The organism is Empedobacter stercoris (genome assembly GCF_025244765.1).
In the GTDB taxonomy this organism is placed as follows: Bacteria; Bacteroidota; Bacteroidia; order Flavobacteriales; family Weeksellaceae; genus Empedobacter; species Empedobacter stercoris.
Genome location: NZ_CP104209.1, coordinates 2,784,519 through 2,802,449, shown reverse-complemented (window position 1 = coordinate 2,802,449; position 17,931 = coordinate 2,784,519). Strand labels below are relative to the sequence as shown.

Annotated in this window: 14 protein-coding genes; 3 read left to right on the top strand and 11 right to left on the bottom strand. The window is 31.5% G+C overall.

What is annotated here, in order from left to right; genetic code table 11:
* Positions 1-14 precede the first annotated feature (14 nt).
* Both NZD85_RS13305 and sppA read right to left on the bottom strand, forming a co-directional pair.
* The gene (locus NZD85_RS13305; protein ID WP_038331974.1) at positions 15-1,040 is read right to left on the bottom strand and encodes a rod shape-determining protein; all 1,026 of its coding nucleotides are present in this window, start codon (positions 1,038-1,040) and stop codon (positions 15-17) included.
* Positions 1,041-1,208: 168 nt separating this feature from the next.
* Positions 1,209-2,978 carry a signal peptide peptidase SppA gene (gene sppA, locus NZD85_RS13300; protein WP_188319065.1) on the bottom strand — a complete coding sequence of 590 codons (1,770 nt, stop codon included), beginning with the start codon at positions 2,976-2,978 and terminating at the stop codon, positions 1,209-1,211.
* 27 nt (positions 2,979-3,005) lie between these two features.
* Here sppA and folK point away from each other — a divergent pair, with 27 nt between their 5' ends.
* Both folK and NZD85_RS13290 read left to right on the top strand, forming a co-directional pair.
* The gene (folK, locus tag NZD85_RS13295; RefSeq protein ID WP_171622379.1) at positions 3,006-3,416 is read left to right on the top strand and encodes a 2-amino-4-hydroxy-6-hydroxymethyldihydropteridine diphosphokinase; all 411 of its coding nucleotides are present in this window, start codon (positions 3,006-3,008) and stop codon (positions 3,414-3,416) included.
* Between the two features lie 77 nt (positions 3,417-3,493).
* Positions 3,494-4,900, top strand: coding sequence for an OmpA family protein (locus NZD85_RS13290; protein WP_260542297.1), 1,407 nt, complete (start codon positions 3,494-3,496; stop codon positions 4,898-4,900).
* A 68-nt stretch (positions 4,901-4,968) separates the two neighbouring features.
* On the opposite strand, the gene NZD85_RS14820 is transcribed toward NZD85_RS13290, so the two are convergent.
* The 9 genes from NZD85_RS14820 to putP form a co-directional block, all read right to left on the bottom strand.
* Positions 4,969-6,335, bottom strand: a protein-coding gene (locus NZD85_RS14820) for an IS3 family transposase (RefSeq protein WP_396127067.1) whose coding sequence is annotated in 2 segments (ribosomal slippage) — positions 4,969-5,876 and positions 5,876-6,335 — 1,368 coding nt in all. Because the reading frame shifts where the segments join, the coding sequence is not laid out codon by codon here.
* Between the two features lie 75 nt (positions 6,336-6,410).
* Complete coding sequence (locus NZD85_RS13275; RefSeq protein WP_171622378.1) at positions 6,411-7,778, bottom strand: exonuclease domain-containing protein; 1,368 nt, start codon at positions 7,776-7,778, stop codon at positions 6,411-6,413.
* 4 nt (positions 7,779-7,782) lie between these two features.
* Positions 7,783-9,312: a DUF853 domain-containing protein gene (locus NZD85_RS13270; RefSeq protein ID WP_260542291.1), complete on the bottom strand. Its 1,530-nt coding sequence runs from the start codon at positions 9,310-9,312 to the stop codon at positions 7,783-7,785.
* A 32-nt stretch (positions 9,313-9,344) separates the two neighbouring features.
* Positions 9,345-10,385 carry an endonuclease/exonuclease/phosphatase family protein gene (locus NZD85_RS13265; RefSeq protein ID WP_260542289.1) on the bottom strand — a complete coding sequence of 347 codons (1,041 nt, stop codon included), beginning with the start codon at positions 10,383-10,385 and terminating at the stop codon, positions 9,345-9,347.
* 1 nt (position 10,386) lies between these two features.
* The gene (locus NZD85_RS13260) at positions 10,387-11,274 is read right to left on the bottom strand and encodes a rhomboid family protein (RefSeq protein WP_171622375.1); all 888 of its coding nucleotides are present in this window, start codon (positions 11,272-11,274) and stop codon (positions 10,387-10,389) included.
* 3 nt (positions 11,275-11,277) lie between these two features.
* Positions 11,278-12,018 (bottom strand): rhomboid family intramembrane serine protease, encoded by a 741-nt coding sequence (locus tag NZD85_RS13255; RefSeq protein WP_171622374.1) that lies wholly within the window; start codon positions 12,016-12,018, stop codon positions 11,278-11,280.
* A 4-nt stretch (positions 12,019-12,022) separates the two neighbouring features.
* Positions 12,023-13,807: a DNA mismatch repair endonuclease MutL gene (gene mutL, locus NZD85_RS13250; RefSeq protein ID WP_260542286.1), complete on the bottom strand. Its 1,785-nt coding sequence runs from the start codon at positions 13,805-13,807 to the stop codon at positions 12,023-12,025.
* Between the two features lie 160 nt (positions 13,808-13,967).
* A complete protein-coding gene (locus NZD85_RS13245; protein ID WP_171622372.1) occupies positions 13,968-14,345 on the bottom strand; it encodes a DUF2750 domain-containing protein in 378 nt (125 codons plus the stop codon).
* On the bottom strand, positions 14,335-15,849 hold the full coding sequence (putP, locus tag NZD85_RS13240) for a sodium/proline symporter PutP (RefSeq protein WP_260542284.1): 1,515 nt from the start codon (positions 15,847-15,849) through the stop codon (positions 14,335-14,337). The genes NZD85_RS13245 and putP overlap by 11 nt, the downstream gene beginning before the upstream one ends.
* Positions 15,850-15,925: 76 nt before the next feature.
* Between putP and NZD85_RS13235 the strand changes: the two genes are divergently transcribed.
* Positions 15,926-17,929, top strand: coding sequence for a thioredoxin domain-containing protein (locus NZD85_RS13235; RefSeq protein WP_260542282.1), 2,004 nt, complete (start codon positions 15,926-15,928; stop codon positions 17,927-17,929).
* Positions 17,930-17,931: the final 2 nt, after the last annotated feature.

Sequence of the window (17,931 nt, the reverse complement as noted above, 5' to 3'; positions counted from 1 at the left end):
TGCTTTTTACTCTTCTATTTCATTAAGAAAGTGAATTTATCTATATTTTTAAGTGCAATACCTGTTCCACGAACAACAGCACGTAAAGGATCATCAGCCAAGAAAACTGGTAAGCCTGTTTTTTTAGAAATACGTTGATCTAAACCTCTCAACATAGCTCCACCACCAGCCATATAGATACCTGTATTGTAGATATCAGCAGCTAATTCTGGAGGAGTTTGAGACAATGTTTCCATCACACCATCTTCTATACGTAAAATTGATTTATCTAATGCACGTGCAATTTCGCGGTAATTTACAGTAATTTCTTTTGGTTTTCCTGTAATTAAGTCACGTCCTTGAACTGGCATATCATCTGGTGCATGCTCTAATTCTTCCACAGCAGCTCCAACTTCAATTTTAACACGCTCGGCAGTTCTTTCTCCGATATATAAATTATGATGGGTTCTTAAATAATAAGCAATATCGTTTGTAAAGACGTCACCTGCAATTTTTACAGATTTATCACATACAATACCACCTAATGCAACAACGGCAATCTCTGTTGTACCACCACCTATATCGATAATCATGTTACCTTTAGGTTGCGTGATATCTATTCCAACTCCAATCGCAGCAGCCATTGGTTCGTAAATAAGACGCACGTCTTTTGCGTTGACACGTGCACAAGAATCTTTAACAGCACGTTTTTCAACTTCGGTAATTCCAGATGGAATACAAATCACCATACGCAATGAAGGTGAAAATAATTTACCTTGAATTCCAGGAATTTTCTTGATGAACTCTGTCAACATAAATTCTGAAGCTTCAAAATCTGCAATTACTCCGTCTTTCAAAGGACGAATTGTTTTTATATCGTCATGCGTTTTTCCTTGCATGTGTTTTGCTTGTTCTCCAACAGCAATAACTTTATTTGTTCTTCTATGTATAGCGACGATAGACGGACTATCTACTACAACCTTATTATTATGGATAATTAAAGTGTTAGCAGTCCCCAAGTCAATCGCAATTTCTTGCGTGAAAAAATCAAATAATCCCATCGTTGATTATGTCTCAGTATTATTAAAAATGAATGTACAAAAGTATAATAAATTTAGATGATTATAAAAGAGAATTTAATTTTTTAATCATCTAAATATTTTCACTAAAATAGGAAGTTTTTAGCAATAAAAAAGGGTTAATTTTTTTTTAACCCTTTTTTATGATTTTTATTGAATCTGAATATCATAAGGTAATCTTAATTGAACACCTTTTTGTTCATTCATTAACTTTATTTCTTTGTAAATTCTAATTCCATCCGAACCTAATTCTTTTGCAATTGCAGCTTCGGTATTTTTTCCTTGGAGATTATCCATAAATTCTTCGAAAGAATCTTTACGTTTTGGATAACTTTCTGTCGAATATTTTTCGATTTTAGCCAATTTAGCTGCTTCCTTAATCGCTGTTTCTAAACTTCCAAAATCGTCAATCAAACCAATTTGTTTTGCACGAGTTCCAGACCATACTCGCCCTTCCCCTATTTTATCCACTTGTTCGTAGGTTAATTTTCTGTTTGCTGCAACATGATTTACGAACTTACTGTAGATTAAAACAATTGATTTCTGCATCGTATTTTTAGCCGTTGGTGACAAGGGTGTTGTTAACGACTTCAATTGATCTGCATTTGCATTCGTTTTCACTTCATCAAAGTTTAAACCTATATTATTAAATAATTTTTGTGCGTTTGGTATCATTCCAAAAACACCAATTGATCCTGTTATTGTGTTAGGTTGCGCATAAATTTTATCCGAAGCTAAAGCTATATAATAACCTCCAGAGGCTGCTACATCACCAAACGAAACAACTATTGGCATCTTTGTTTTCAATTGCATCAACTCATATAAAATTTCTTCCGATGCATTAGCACTTCCTCCAGGCGAATTTACACGTAAAACCAATGCTTTGATTTTATTATTTTGCGAAATTTTACGGATTGCATCTACATAGGTTTTAGATTGAATTCCATCAAAACCATTTCCTTCCGTAATTGTTCCTGAAGCATATAACACAGCTACTTTAGCTTTTTCAGATTTTTCTGTAATAGTCTCAAAATAGTCTTCAACCTTAATTGTATGTTTTTCTAATACTTCAAAATCAGTTTTTGACTTTTCTTGTTTTAATCCAAGTTTTGTAAATAACATTTTCTGATAATCATTCTCTTGTGCAATGATATCATAAATTTTATTTTGCTTTCCAATTTCTGGAATAAAAGCGTATAAACTATCTGTTACCAGATTAAATTGTTCTGGAGAAATTTTTCGAGAAGTTGAGATTGAATTAGCTACATTTCCCCATACATCATTTAATAATTCAGACAATTGCATGCGATTTTCATCAGACATATTTGTTCTTATATATGGTTCAACAGCACTTTTGAATTGCCCATGACGTATTACTTGAAAATCGACTCCATATTTATCTCCCGCATTTTTGAAAAACATAATATTAGAACTTAATCCTTGTAAAAGTGTACCTCCCAAAGGATTTTGGTAAATTTTATCGGCTACACTACTAATATAATAAGACAACTGACTACCGGAATTTGAATACGAATAAACAAATTTTCCCGATTTTTTAAAATCTTCTAACGCATTACGAATATCTGTAGCTTGTGTTGCCCCACCAGAAAATTGATCAAGTTTTAAACTAATTCCTTTTATCTTATTATCATTCTTTGCCGCCTCTATCGAATGAATGATATCTTGCAAAAACACATTTGTATCCTCTGATAAATCAAATAAAGAAACTGATCGATCCATATCACTCTCCATAATTGGATTTTCGAGCGAAATCTCTAAAACTGATCCTTCTGTTACACTCTTTGAAGGTTTAGATAAAGCTGAAACAAAAATTAGCACGAAAAGTAGAATGATAAATACACTAACCGTTAATAGATTTCCTATAATTGTAGAGAATACTCTCCCGAAAAAGTTTTTCATTTTTAATTTATTATTACTTTTGCATATATGTCGCAAAATAAAGCCATTTTGTTACTAGGAACAAACTTAGGTGACAAAAAAAATAACATAGAAACAGCTAAATCTCTTATAAACAAAGAGGTTGGGGTAATAAAAAAAGAATCAAATCTTTTAGAAAATAGCGCTGAAGGTTTTACAACTGAAAATCTATTTCTCAATCAAAAAATTGAACTATTGACTAATTATTCTCCTTTTGAATTGTTACAAATAGTAAAAAAAATTGAACAAAAAATGGGAAGAGTATATGTCCAACCAAAAGAAAATGAACGTTACGTTGACCGATTAATTGATATTGATATATTATTCTACAACAGCCTATTAATAGATTCTAAACTGTTAAAAATACCACACCCTCAAAATTACACAAGAGATTTTATCAAAAGTTTATACTTTTTTTAAGATATTAATTATTAATTCATTAGTTTTGTAAAATATATTTAGTAATGCTTTATATTAGTTATAATAATTTCTAACCTATGAAAAAACTTTTATCTTTATTAATCTTAGGTGCTGCGGCATGTGCTACTGCACAAACCAAGTACGATGAAAAGCCATTTAACAACAGTAAAAAGGAATTTAACGATTGGTCTATTTCTGCTTTTGGAGGTTTAAACGCTTTGCAAAATTCTGACTTAGTTTCTTGGATGGGAAAATATTTCACTCCAGGATACGATGTTCAATTACAAGTTAATAAACAAATCACCCATGCTTTTGGTTTAAGTTTACAATATGAATTTGGTAAAACTAGACAAAAAGGAAATATTGATGATTCTGCTTTAAGTGGATATCATGGGTATGCTTATGGTAAAACTAAATACCAAGCAATTGGAGTTTTAGCTGATTTGAATGCCTCAAATTTATTACGAAGAGTTGATAACAGAACTGAATTTAAATGGGCTATGCATTTATACGCTGGAGTAGGAATACATGGCTATAAAGCTTATAGAAACAATTATGCTCCTCAAGGAGACCCTAATTTTACATTAATAACTGATCAAGATATCTCTGATAAATCTATTTATTCTCAAGTTGGTGCTGGTTTACGTTACAAATTGAATGACAAATTTGATTTAGAGTTACGTGGAATGTACTACATGTCTGGTGATGAAGAATTTGATGGATCTGGAAAACCAATGCCTTATCACAACTCAGGTGGTATAACTGCTGCAGATACTGAAGAAGGACGCGATGATAACATGATTACATTCTCTTTAGGGTTACACTATAAAATAGGAAAACATAAAGATGCCTTACAATGGGTTTCTCCATTAGCATACAAAGCTCCTGTAGAACAAACTCCATTTGAATGTATTGACGAAGATCGTGATGGTGTTTGTGATCAATGGGATAAATGTTTAGATACTCCAGAAGGAATCCGTGTAGACGGATCTGGTTGTTCATTAGATTCTGACGGAGATGGTATTCCTGATAGCGAAGATAAATGTCCTACAATCCCTGGTCCACCAACAAATGGAGGTTGTCCTGAAAAGGTTGTAAGAATTTCTGGAGATGAAGTTGCAACAAAAATTAATGCTTTTTTAGAAGGAATTGAATTTGATTATAACTCAGATCGTATTAGAGAACAATCTTACGAAAAATTAAATCATGCTGCTGAAGTTTTATTAGCAAATCCTGATTTTAAATTCGTAGTTGAAGGTCATACTGATGCCGCTGGAGGAGTGGATTACAACCAAAAATTATCTGAAAGAAGAGCTGCTTCTGTTGTTCGTTTTTTAGCTAACAAAGGTGTAGACACTACAAAATTATCTCCTGTTGGAAAAGGAAAATCTGATTTAAAATGGGCTGAATGTAATCCTGTTACAAACTGTCCTGCTTGGAAAAACTTAGAAAACAGACGAGTAATCTTCAAAGAAATTAAATAATCTTAATTTCATATAAAACAAAAAGGTCAGTTTTTAGACTGCACCCAAAAGTTTGGACAGATTAAAAATTAATAATTATAAAAATGAGTTCGATATTGTATCGGGCTCATTTTATTTAAGTTCGATTTTATTCTATCGTTATTGTAATAGTAAATGTATTGTTTTATTTCTTTTTTTAGCTCTTCAATAGAATTAAATTTTTGTAAATAAAATAGTTCCGATTTCAGTATTCCGAAGAAATTCTCGATAATAGCATTATCTAAGCAATTTCCTTTTCTACTCATACTTTGTATGATTCCTTTTTCATTTAATAAAGCCTGATATTGTTTCATTTGATATTGCCATCCTTGATCGGAATGTAATATCAAATCTTTGGTGTCTTTCGTTATTTTAAATGCCTTTTTAAGCATTTGAGTTACTTGATTAAAAACAGGTCGTTCGCTTAACTCATAGCTGATAATTTCTTGATTGTACAGATCCATTATTGGTGATAAATATAGTTTTTTATCTTTTACTTTAAACTCGGTAACATCTGTTACCCATTTTTGGTTGGGTTTATCAGCCTTAAATGCTCTTTGCAAGATGTTTGGTGCAATCTTTCCTTGTTCTCCTTTGTAAGATTTGTATTTTTTTCTTCGAATCAAACTCTTTAATCCTAAGCTATTCATCAGTTTAAGAACAGTTTTATGATTGATGATAGTTCCTGATTTTCTTAATTCATCGGTAATTCGTCGATAGCCATATCGCCCTTTATGCTGATGATAAATGGATTTTATCTTAAGTTTTAATTCCTCGTATTTATCTGTTTTACTACGTGAAATATGATAGTAAAAGCTGCTTCTAGCCATATGTGTACAATCTAAAAGTAAATTTAGATGAAATTCTGGCCTTAATTCATTTATGGCTTGCGTCCAAGTTTCTTTTGTTTTTCTTCCTCGGCTTGAATTAAGGCATTGAACTTTTTTAAGAGTGCAACTTCACAACGTAAACGTTCAATCTCTAACAATAGTTCTTCTTCTCTTGTTAACGGTTGTTTCGATTTTTTAGGTCTACCCTTAGATGTGCTCATAGTCTTGGGACGGCCTTTTGGTTTGGGTTTTAATCCGTCTATTCCAAAGGTAGCAAAATCTTTTTGCCATTTTATAATAACCGATTCACTTGGAATATTAAATTTCAAGCGTGCTTCACGCAAACTAAGAAACTGTTTGGTTATAGACTTAATAACTTTCAACTTAAATTCAACGCTATACGTTTGTTTTTTTTTAGGTTCTATACCTGAAATTCCTTGATTATGATAATCAGAAACCCATTTCTTTAATAAAGAAGCATGTATATTTTCTTTTTTACTAATTGAACGTATTGTTCGATGTTTTTCTAAAACTTCTTTCACACAACGTAACTTAAATGCTACACCATATTTTACTTTTCTTGTCATAAAAAATGCCCCCAAAAGTGTCTAACTTTTTGGGGGCAGTGTATTTTAAACTGACCTTTTTTTATTTCTAATAATTTAATTTAATATTACAATTTGGCTTGGATTAGACGAAACCTTGTACAGAAAATATTTTAACATATTCTTGATTTCATCTGTTTCTTGAATTAGAATCAATATGTTATGTATCTTTTCAAGCGATTTTATCTGATGATGATACTCGTAATAGCCATATCCTTTAAATTCCTTATTTTCGATTAAATAAAATGACTTCTCTATCCCACTTCGACCTTTATCAATGATTAAAAATGTATCCGAAGGATACTCTGTCGTTTGAATAAAATCCTTGATTCTTTTATTGTAATCATCTCGAGATTCCTCCTTTATACAAGCTCCATTACATTTATTCACTTTGTACTGAAAACAAGATTCATCAGATTTTATTCCCTCATTTACTTGTTGACAAAGATTGTAATCATTAACAATTTTTTCTAAAACCTCTTTGGCACGTTCTTTCGTCTTAAATTTTAAAACAGGCTCTACTTTTCTAACTTTTCCTATTTCTAAACGTGAATAACCTCTTTTCGATTCTAAATAATACAACCCATACGGATATACTTTATTTTCAACTAGTTTAAGATTATACATTGGTTGGTTAGTCAAAACCTCATTATTCTCTTTTATAGCGGCTAAAAATCCGCTTCCAGTTTCTTCAAATTTAATCGATCGAGTATAACGTTTTAATTTATTTGCTTTTAAGGTTTTTGATGTAAAAATTTGATTGATAGATCGTGCGATATTATTACTTCTACTAATATAAATTAACTGTTTTCTACTATTGTACATGTAAAAAACACCTGTCGTATTCGGTAGATTTTCTAACAATTTCTGATATTTAGAACTTGCTTTTTTAGGTTGTTTTAAACCTGTTTTCTTGGTGATAATTTTTTCAGAATCTTTATCTAAAAGCATTTTGAATAACGTTATCGTTGCTCTTGCATCTCCAGAAGCTCGATGGCGATCTGTTACCACAATACCTAAGGATTGACACAATTTACCCAAAGAATATGATGGTAAATTTGGGATTAATTTCTCACTGTATTCAAAAGTATCAATCCATTCTTTTTCATAATTATAGCCTAATCGTTCAAACTCCTGTTTCAACATTCTATAATCAAACATCACATTATGTCCAACTAAAATACAATCATCTGTAATTTCAACTATCCTCTTAGCTACTTCATGAAACTTTGGTGCAGTTAACACCATTTTATCGGTAATTTGAGTTAATTTTTGTACAAATTTGTCAATCTTTTTTTCGGGATTAACTAATGAAATAAATTGATCAACAATTTCTTTTCCATCATATTTATACACAGCAATCTCAATGATTGACTCTTCTCCTACTTTTCCGCCAGTCGCCTCTATATCTAAAATCGCGTACACTTGCTTATTTTTTTCCTTTTAAAAAATCAGTTAACATTTTCATTCCCCAATCCATCAATTTTCGAGTTGCTGTACGACTTACGTCACGTACAACAGGATTATCTGTCCAATCTTTTTCTTGTGGAACTTTTTTTGAAGGAGTTTTTTTACTACTTGTTTGTTCACTATTTTTTTGTTGTTCTAATTTTTGTGATAATATCTCATTAGCCGATTCACGGTTGATATTCTTCGCATACTTATTGACTAAATCTGAGTTTGCTACAATCGTATTTATTTCATCAGAAGTCAACACATCCATTCTCGAATTTGGTGCGCGCATATAAGTATATGCTAATGGCGTTGGAATCCCTTTTTCATCTAAAGCAGTCACAAAAGCTTCTCCAATTCCTAATTGTGTGATTACCTCATTTGCCTTATAATAAGTTGTCGTTGGATAATTTTCGATTGCTTTCGTAATTTCTTTGCGATCTTTTGCTGTAAAACCTCTTAATGCATGTTGAATTTTAAGCCCTAATTGACTCAAAACTGCATCAGGAACATCTCCAGGAACTTGAGTTACAAAATATAACCCAACACCTTTAGAACGAATTAATTTTACCATGGTTTCTATTTGATTTAATAAAGCTTTCGTTGCTTCTTTAAAAATCAAATGCGCTTCATCAATAAAAATAACCAATTTAGGTTGATCAGCATCTCCAGATTCAGGAAATTGAGAATAAATTTTATTCAACAAACTCAGCATAAAAGTGGAAAATAAATTGGGTTGATTTTGAATATCAATCAAACGAATAATATTTACGATTCCTTTACCATCTTTTGTTTTCAATAAATCTTGAACATCAAAACTTGGTTCTCCGAAGAATTTTGTTGCACCTTGTTGTTCTAATGCAACAATTTTACGTAAAATAGCTCCTAATGAAGCAGGCGCAATTGTTCCATAATTAGAATTTAATTCTGCTTTACCTTCAGCTGAATCTGTTACATATTGTAAAACGCGTCGAATATCTTCCAAATCAATCAATGGTAAATTTCGATCTTCACAATACTTAAATATAATTGAGATTATACTTTCTTGTGTCTCATTTAATTCTAAAATTTTACTGAATAAAATTGGACCAAAATCAGTTACAGTTGCACGAAGTTTAACTCCTGGCTCATCAGAAATAGACAAAAATTCCACTGCTGACCCTTGCGGATTATAAGGTAAATCGAGCGCTTGCATTCTTTCTTGCGCATGTTTATCTTCCGCATTTGCTGCTGCTCCAATTCCCGACAAATCTCCTTTAATATCCATCAATAAAGTCGGAACCCCTTTTAAAGAAAGTTGTTCGGCGATAATTTGCAAAGATTTGGTTTTTCCTGTTCCGGTTGCACCTCCAATCAATCCATGACGATTCATTGTTTTTAATGCCACTGAAATTTCAGCTTCTTCTACAATTTCTCCATCTAATCTGGCTTTGCCTAATATTATTTTATCATTTTTATAGGAATAACGTTTTTGTATTTCCTGAATAAAGCTTTCTTTTTGGTTCATTTTGATTGATTATTAAATAAATATAGGAAAAATTATTCTGCAAATTTATATTTTACAACAACAGGATAATGATCCGAAAATTTTTTACGAATAACATTTGCCTCAATAGCTGTAAATTCTTTTGAATGAAATAAATAATCAATTCTAATTGGAAATTTAAATCCATGAAAAGTTGTAGCATCTCCTTTTCCTACCGCTATATATGAATCGTGAAGGTAATTTTTTAATTTTTCGTATTCATACGAAATAGGCGTAGCATTAAGGTCTGTTCCTAAAATAACGGGATGACGAGATGATTTGATATACGGGATAATTGCTTCCAACTGCTTTTGATGCTTTTGCATTCCTTTTACCAATTTCAATTCGACCTTTCTGCTCGAAATTTCAGCTGTTTTCGAATCTTCTGATTGAATAATATCTTTTACCATCGTTTTATCGATATACATAGGCTCCAAATAAACATTGATTACTCGAATTGTATCGGTTCCGAGATCAATATCTGCATATGCCGCAAGTCCATTAAAATCTTCGCTATTTTCGGTTTCTATTATTTTTGTTTGGATAATTGGATATTTACTATAAATCGTTAACAATCCATAAAATTCTGAATAATAATCTTTAAACTCATTATTTTTCAAACTCTTTTGTTGAGCTTCTCTTGCCTCTTGAAGCAACATAATGTCCGCTTTATTTTTAATCAAAAATTCTTTCGTTCCTTCATCCTTAAAACCATGAGCATTGTATGTCAAAACTGTTAAATCGGCTTTTTTAGCTTCTATTTTATTGAATTGTACAATGGGATAAGATAAATAAATTGGATAAAACAATCCAGCTGAAAGAATTAAAATCAATAGAAAATGTCGCCAACTAAATAATAACCAATAAGCTAAAAAAATAGTTCCGAATGCAAATAAAATTGGAAAACCAATTGAGATAAAATTAAAATAAGGTATTTCTGAAGGTGTAAAAACTTTATTTAAATAAACACAATAAGCTACCAACAAAAAAACAATATTTATTGTTAGTACTAAACGATTGAAATAATTTAGTTTAAACTTACTGATTACACTCATTTTATCTACCTTCTTTAAATAGAAAGTCTTTTTCTTCTTTAGATAAACTTTCGTATCCTGATCGCGAAATTTTATCTAAAATTACATCAATTTTCTTTTGTTTTTCAACTTTTTGATGATTAAAATCGTAGTCATCTTTCGGAACATTTGTTCGAGTTGAAGTTGAAGAAGTATTTTTATATATTTTAAATGTTGATTTGTCTTTCTTTTGAATCAATTGTTCTATTTTGATAATAAAGTTACCTAAAAAATCATTTCCTTTCTCAAATTGTTTCATATAAAGATAACCAAAAATCGCACCACCCAAATGCGAAATACTTCCACCAGCATTCTGATTTGCTATAATATTATATACATCAAAAGCAATAAAAAAGTAGCCTACATACAACAATGGAAACGAAGTTGGAATAAGTAGCAAACGAACAGGCATTTTTGGGTTGTAGGAAATCATCCCAAAAAAAACGGCATAAACAGCTGCAGAAGCACCAACTAATAAATGTGAATAATTGAATATATTTTGAAACAATAAAAAGAATATACCTCCAGTTATTCCTCCAAAAATATAAAACGTCACTAAGTTTCTATTCTGAAATTGTTGTAAAAACATTTGGCCTACGAAGTACAACAAAACCATATTCATAATCAAATGGAAAAGATTTCCATGCAACCAAGAATAGCTGAAAATTTGCCATGGTTTTGTCAATAAATCATCAAAAGATGACAATGCAAACAAATCAGTTGTGTTAATAATTGAATTCGCTACAGTACGAAGAATGAAATCTACAATCAGTAACGTAAAAAACACCACAACATTGATATAAATTAACTTTGTTGCACTATTTCCTGAAGAATATTTTAGTTTTAAATCGTCTAAGATATTATTTGTCATAGTTTAATTCCATCTATAAAGATTCTTTTTCCATTTTCTTGCCAATAAGAAACCTATTAAACCTCCTCCTAAATGGGCAAAATGTGCTACATTTCCGATATTCTGGTATCCCATATAAAACTCAATTAATACCATAATTGGAATAAAATATTTTGCTTTTATTGGAACTGGAAAAAAGATTAACATCAACTTTTCGTTTGGATACAACACCGCAAATGCTAACAATAAACCATAAATTGCTCCTGAAGCACCAACCATTGGTGTAACAAAATAGGTTAAAATACTTGACGCAGATTGACTACTTTGAATAACTGCGTTGGTATGATATGCGCCTTGCATTGATAATTTAGCTGCATCATAAATTTGTCCCAAACCTATTCCTTGCGATTGGATTATTTCTTTTAATTGCTCAACTTGGAAATAATTTACCAAATTAAATAAAATAAAACCTCCTAAACCAGCTAATAAATATAAGGTTATAAACTTTTTAGGACCAAAAGTTTGTTCCACTACCGAACCAAACATCCACAATGCAAACATATTAAACAATATATGCGTAAAATCGGCATGCATAAACATATGCGTTAAGATTTGCCAAAAATTGAAGTTAGGAGATTCTGGATAAAATGCCCCTAAAATTACGCGTAAATCAATTCCTTTTGCGTTAAAAACAAAAGTCGCTAAAAAGAATAACCCATTAATAATCAGTAAATTCTTTGTTATCGGTGGTATAGATTGTCTCATTTGGTTATTGTAATGTTTTTTTAATATCTGCCGTATTCATTTGCACAAAAATAGGGCGTCCGTATGGTGTATAATTTGGATTTGTTAGTCTTAGCAATTCTTCTACCAAAGTTTGCATTTGCTCAGATTTTAACGCTACACCCTTTTTAACAGCGGCATTTTTCGCTAAAATTTTCGCAAACGTATTTTCTAATTCGATTGATTCTTGGTATTCCAACTCTTCTATAAAATCCATAAAAATAGACACGACATCTTCTTGCTGAACATCAACAGGAATTGCGTTAATCTGAATGGTTTCTTCGTCTAACGAAATGTCAAAACCAAAACTTAACAATTGATGTTCTACGTTGATTAATTTCTGACGATCATTTGGCGAAAGCTCCAATTCTATCGGAAAAAGCATTTGTTGAACCAAAGCACTTCCGTTATTTGAATGAATAAATTTCTCGAACAATATTTTTTGATGCGCACGATGTTGATCAATAATCAACAATTCACCACGATATTCTACTATCAAATATTGGTTCATCCATTGTATCACATCAAAACTATCCTGAAAATCTTCAGATTCGAATAATTGATGTGCATGATTATTCTCTATTTCTAACTCAACCGCATCTTTATAAAAATCCATATTCGCTCGAATATCAGATGGCTTTGGCGATCTTGTTTGTTGATGTTCAAATGGATTAAAACTTGAATCAACTGTAATTTCTGGCATTTTAATTTCTGTATTTTCTGTTGCAGAAGGAATAAATGCCCAGTTTGGATCTTGTTCAAAATCCAACGAAGGAATGACATTAAACTGTCCCAAAGCATGTTTTACAGCAGCTCTTAGAATTGTGTATATCAATGCTTCGTCTTCAAATTTGATTTCTGTTTTTGTAGGATGGATATTGATATCAATTTTTGAAGGATCAAGTTCTAAATACAAAAAATAAGACGGACTATATCCTGTTGGCAACAAACTTTCGAAAGCATCTACAATCGCATTGTGTAAATATCCACTTCGAATAAAACGATTGTTGACAAAGAAAAATTGCTCTCCGCGTGATTTCTTCGCAGCATCTGGTTTTCCTACAAAACCTTTTACTTTTACAATTTCAGTATCTTCTTCAACCGAAATAATTTGAGCACTTAATTTCTTTCCAAAAATCTGAGTAATTCGTTGTTTTAAATTCCCCGCTTTTAGATGATAAATCTCTGCATCGTTGTGATGTAAAAAGAAACTAATATTTTCGTGTGCCATCGAAACGCGTTGAAATTCATCTTGAATATGACGAAACTCAACCTGATTTGATTTCAAGAAATTACGACGAGCAGGCACGTTATAAAAAAGATTTTTGACCGCAATAGAAGTTCCGACTGGACAAACAACTGGATCTTGACTTCGAACTTCTCCTCCTTCTATCACTAATTGCGAACCTACCTCATCCTCATCACGACGCGTTTTCGTTTCTACTTGCGCAACAGCAGCAATTGAAGCTAAAGCCTCTCCGCGAAAACCTTTTGTATGAATATTGTAAATATCTTCCGTCTTTCTGATTTTCGACGTTGCGTGACGTTCAAAAGCCATACGAACATCTGTCACACTCATTCCCGAACCATTATCAATCACTTGGATCAAGCTTCTACCCGCATCTTTTACAATTACCTGAATAGAAGTTGCACCAGAATCCACTGCATTTTCAATCAACTCTTTTATCACCGAAGCTGGCCGTTGCACAACTTCTCCCGCGGCAATTTGATTAGCTACATGATCTGGCAATAATTGGATAATATCGTTCATCTTTTCGTTTAAAATTGATTTAATTTTGACTATTTTTTTAATCAAACTTTACAAATATACAAACAAATCTCCCTTTTCTACCCATATAAACAAAGTGAAACTTATCAACATTTCTAAGCCTTTTGAGTTTTGGAATTTAAGTTTTTTGTTAAGAAATCTATTATTCGTAATTTTTTAATTCTTCTTTTAAATCTCTTATAAACTCATCTAAAGTAACTACAAAACCTGTTTTATTCGTTGGAAAAACATTGATTAAAAAATCATTTTCTCTAATAAAATTTATAATTTCTTCTAATCTATTGAAATCAATCTCTAAAACTTCGCAATCGCTCCAATCATCTATTCTACATATTTCTGCAAACTCAATTTCTGACCATAAGGGAAATAAAGTTTTATCATCAATTGTAGAAATAGCATGATCTCCATTTGGAAAAACTAATGTATACGTCTTTTCCCAATCAGCTATTTTTCTAATAAAATATTGATAACGTTCAAAAGGATTTAATTTTAGAATATTTTCTATTTTTTTAGGATGCATTTTTCAATTCTTTAACTAAAATAGCTTTCATCTCATCAAAATCTTGATCAATTTCTTGATTAGGTTGTTGCGTAAGCAATGAGACAATATAAATCATCGCCGTTGAAGATAAAAAACCTGGAATCATTTCGTACCAATCTTTGTAATCATGCTGTATATAAACCCAAGCTAAGACTACGATTCCTCCAGTTAACATACCCGCTAAAGCACCTTGCCATGTTGTTTTTTTCCAAAAAAGAGAGAAAACAATTAACGGTCCAAAAGCTGATCCAAATCCTGCCCAAGCATTTCCAACTAAGTTCAAAATCGAATCATTAGGCGTTAAAGACAATAAAACTGCGATTACTGCTACGATTAAAACTGATAAACGGCTTGCAATTAACAATTGTTTAGATGTTGCTTTTTTATTTAAAAATGCTTTGTAAATATCTTCTGTTAACGAACTTGATGTAACTAAAAGCTGAGAAGAAATGGTGCTCATTACAGCAGCTAAAATTGCTGACAATAAGAATCCTCCGATCAATGGATGGAATAATACACGCGAAAAATAGATGAACACTGTTTCTGCATCTGTTTTAGAACCATCAAAAAGTTTCATCGTTGATTGATCAAACTTCATCAAATAAGCAATTCCAACCAAACCTACTAATAATGCTCCACCAACAGTAAAGATCATCCATGTTATTCCAATATTTCTTGCTTTCGGAATATCTGACACTTTACCAATTGCCATAAAGCGAACAAGGATATGTGGTTGACCACAATAACCTAAACCCCAAGCCATCAAAGATAAAATCCCAATAGTAGTTGTCCCTTCAAATAGATCTAAATAATTATCACCTTTCGTATTAATTAATGAAAAAGTTTCTTCTACTCCATCAATTTCAGCAATAGCAACTATTGGCACAATAACCAAAGCCAACACCATAATTGTTCCTTGAATAAAATCTGTTAAACTAACAGCCAAAAATCCACCCAAAAAAGTATACAGAACAACAACAAAACTTGTCATCCAAATTCCTGTCATATAATCCATATGAAAAGCAGATTCAAACAATTTCCCTCCAGAAACCATTCCAGCAGATGTATACAAAGTAAAAAACACCAAAATAAAAATAGATGAAACAATACGTAATAAACGTGTTTTATCCTTGAACCTATTTTCGAAATAAACAGGAATTGTAATCGAATTATTGGCAACTTCAGTATAAACTCTAAGGCGTGGCGCAACAAAAACATAATTAAGAAAAGCACCAATTGTTAAACCTATTGCAATCCATGCACTTGATAAACCTGTGAAATACATTGCTCCAGGAACTCCCATCAGCAACCAACCACTCATATCAGCAGCACCTGCAGAAAGTGCCGTAACAGCAGCTCCCATTTTCCGTCCTCCAATCAAAAATTCTTCAGAATTGCTTGTCGACTTTCGGTAAGAATAAATTCCAATTCCAATCATCAAAGCCATATACGCACCTATAGAAATATACTCGTAAAAGTTCATGTGTTTAATTTTTATCGAAAATATAATTTTTCATCCACAAAAAATAAACGAACTTTAAATTTCTAAATAATTACGGATGAATTTTCAACAAAATAACCTCAAAAATGCAACAAGCCCTTATTTAAAACAGCATGAAAACAATCCTGTTTGGTGGCAAAGTTGGAGCGACGAAGTTTTGAATCATGCACAAGAAATCAACAAACCTCTTCTTATTTCAATTGGTTATTCAGCTTGTCATTGGTGTCACGTCATGGAACACCAATCTTTTGAAGACGAAACAGTCGCTAAATTAATGAACAAGTATTTTGTATGCATTAAAATCGACCGTGAAGAACGTCCAGATTTAGACGCTTTGTATATGAATGTTTCGCAATTAATTCATCAATCGGGAGGTTGGCCACTAAATGTTTTTGCACTTCCAGATGGACGACCTTTTTATGGTGGCACTTATTTTCCGAAAGTTCAATGGATCGAATTATTAGAAAATATTAATCATTTGTATCATCAAAATTATCCCAAAACAATGGAATATGTCAACTCTATTGCTGATGGTTTACACAAAATGGAAACGATTGGATTGAAATCTGAACAAAATTTTTCGAAAGAAAAAATCGACGAAACATTCGAATTTTGGAAACAACAATTTGATGATGAATGGGGCGGTTTTAATCGTGCACCAAAATTTATGTTACCAAATGCTTGGGAAACTATTTTACGTTATGGAATTCAAACTAAAAATGAAAACTGTTTAATTCAAACCAAAATAACATTAGACAGAATGGCTTTTGGAGGAATTTACGATCAATTGAAAGGAGGTTTTTCGCGATATTCAGTCGATCCGTATTGGAAAGTTCCACATTTCGAAAAAATGCTTTACGACAATGGACAACTGCTATCTTTATACTCAAATGCTTATCGAGTTTTCAACGAAAAAGAATATGAAAATATAGTAAAAGAAACCATCAATTGGTTAAAAGATGAAATGCTTTCGCCAGAAAATGTTTTTTATGCTGCAATTGACGCTGATTCTGAAAGTGAAGAAGGAAAATATTATGTTTGGAAATCGCATGAATTGAAACTGATTTTAAAAGAAGATTTTGATTTGTTTCAGAACTATTATAACATAGACGAATTTGGCGAATGGGAACATGGCAATAATATTTTGATGCGATTAACGGATGACGAATATTTTGCTACGAAACAGAATATTTCAGTCGAAGATCTTCAAACCAAAGTTTCAAAATGGAAAAAAATCTTAAATCCTATTCGAGAAAAACGCAGAAAACCTCATCGCGACGAAAAAGTATTGACCTCTTGGAATGCTTTAACTATAAAAGGTTTGTGTGACGCTTATCTCACTTTTGAAATTCCTGAATATCTTGATTTAGCCGAAAACGCAATTCATTTTATTTTAGAAAATCAATGGAAAAACGAAACATTATTCCGAAATTATAAAGATAAACAAACGACAATTCCAGGATTTTTAGATGATTATGCGTTGATGATTGAAGCATTAATTAAGCTTTTTGAAATCACATCCGAGATAAAATATTTGGAAACCGCTCAAACATTAACAGAGGAAACATTTAATCAATTTTACAATCACAAAAATAAAATGTTTGCTTACAAGTCGCATTATGACACACCTTTGGTGAACGAAACATTCGAAATTTATGATAATGTTATTTCTTCTTCAAATTCTGTCATGGCAACTAATTTATTCAAATTAGGAAAAATTTTGAATGAAGAAAAATACATCGAACAAGCCAAGCAAATGTTAACGAATATTGATGAAAAAATTCACGATTATCCAACTGGTTTTGCAAATTGGATTCAGTTGTATTTAAATTTCAGTTATCCGTTCAAAGAAATTGTTATCGTTGGTAATGAAGCTCAAGAATATTCGAAACAAATCCAACAATGTTATGTACCGAATGCGATTTTTGTTGCTTCAGAAACAGAACAATTAGAGATTACTAAAAATAGATTGATTGAAAATAAAACATCCATTCATATTTGCGAAAATTATGCATGTCAATTACCCGTTTATTCGATTGAGGAAGCCTATAAAAATTTATAAAC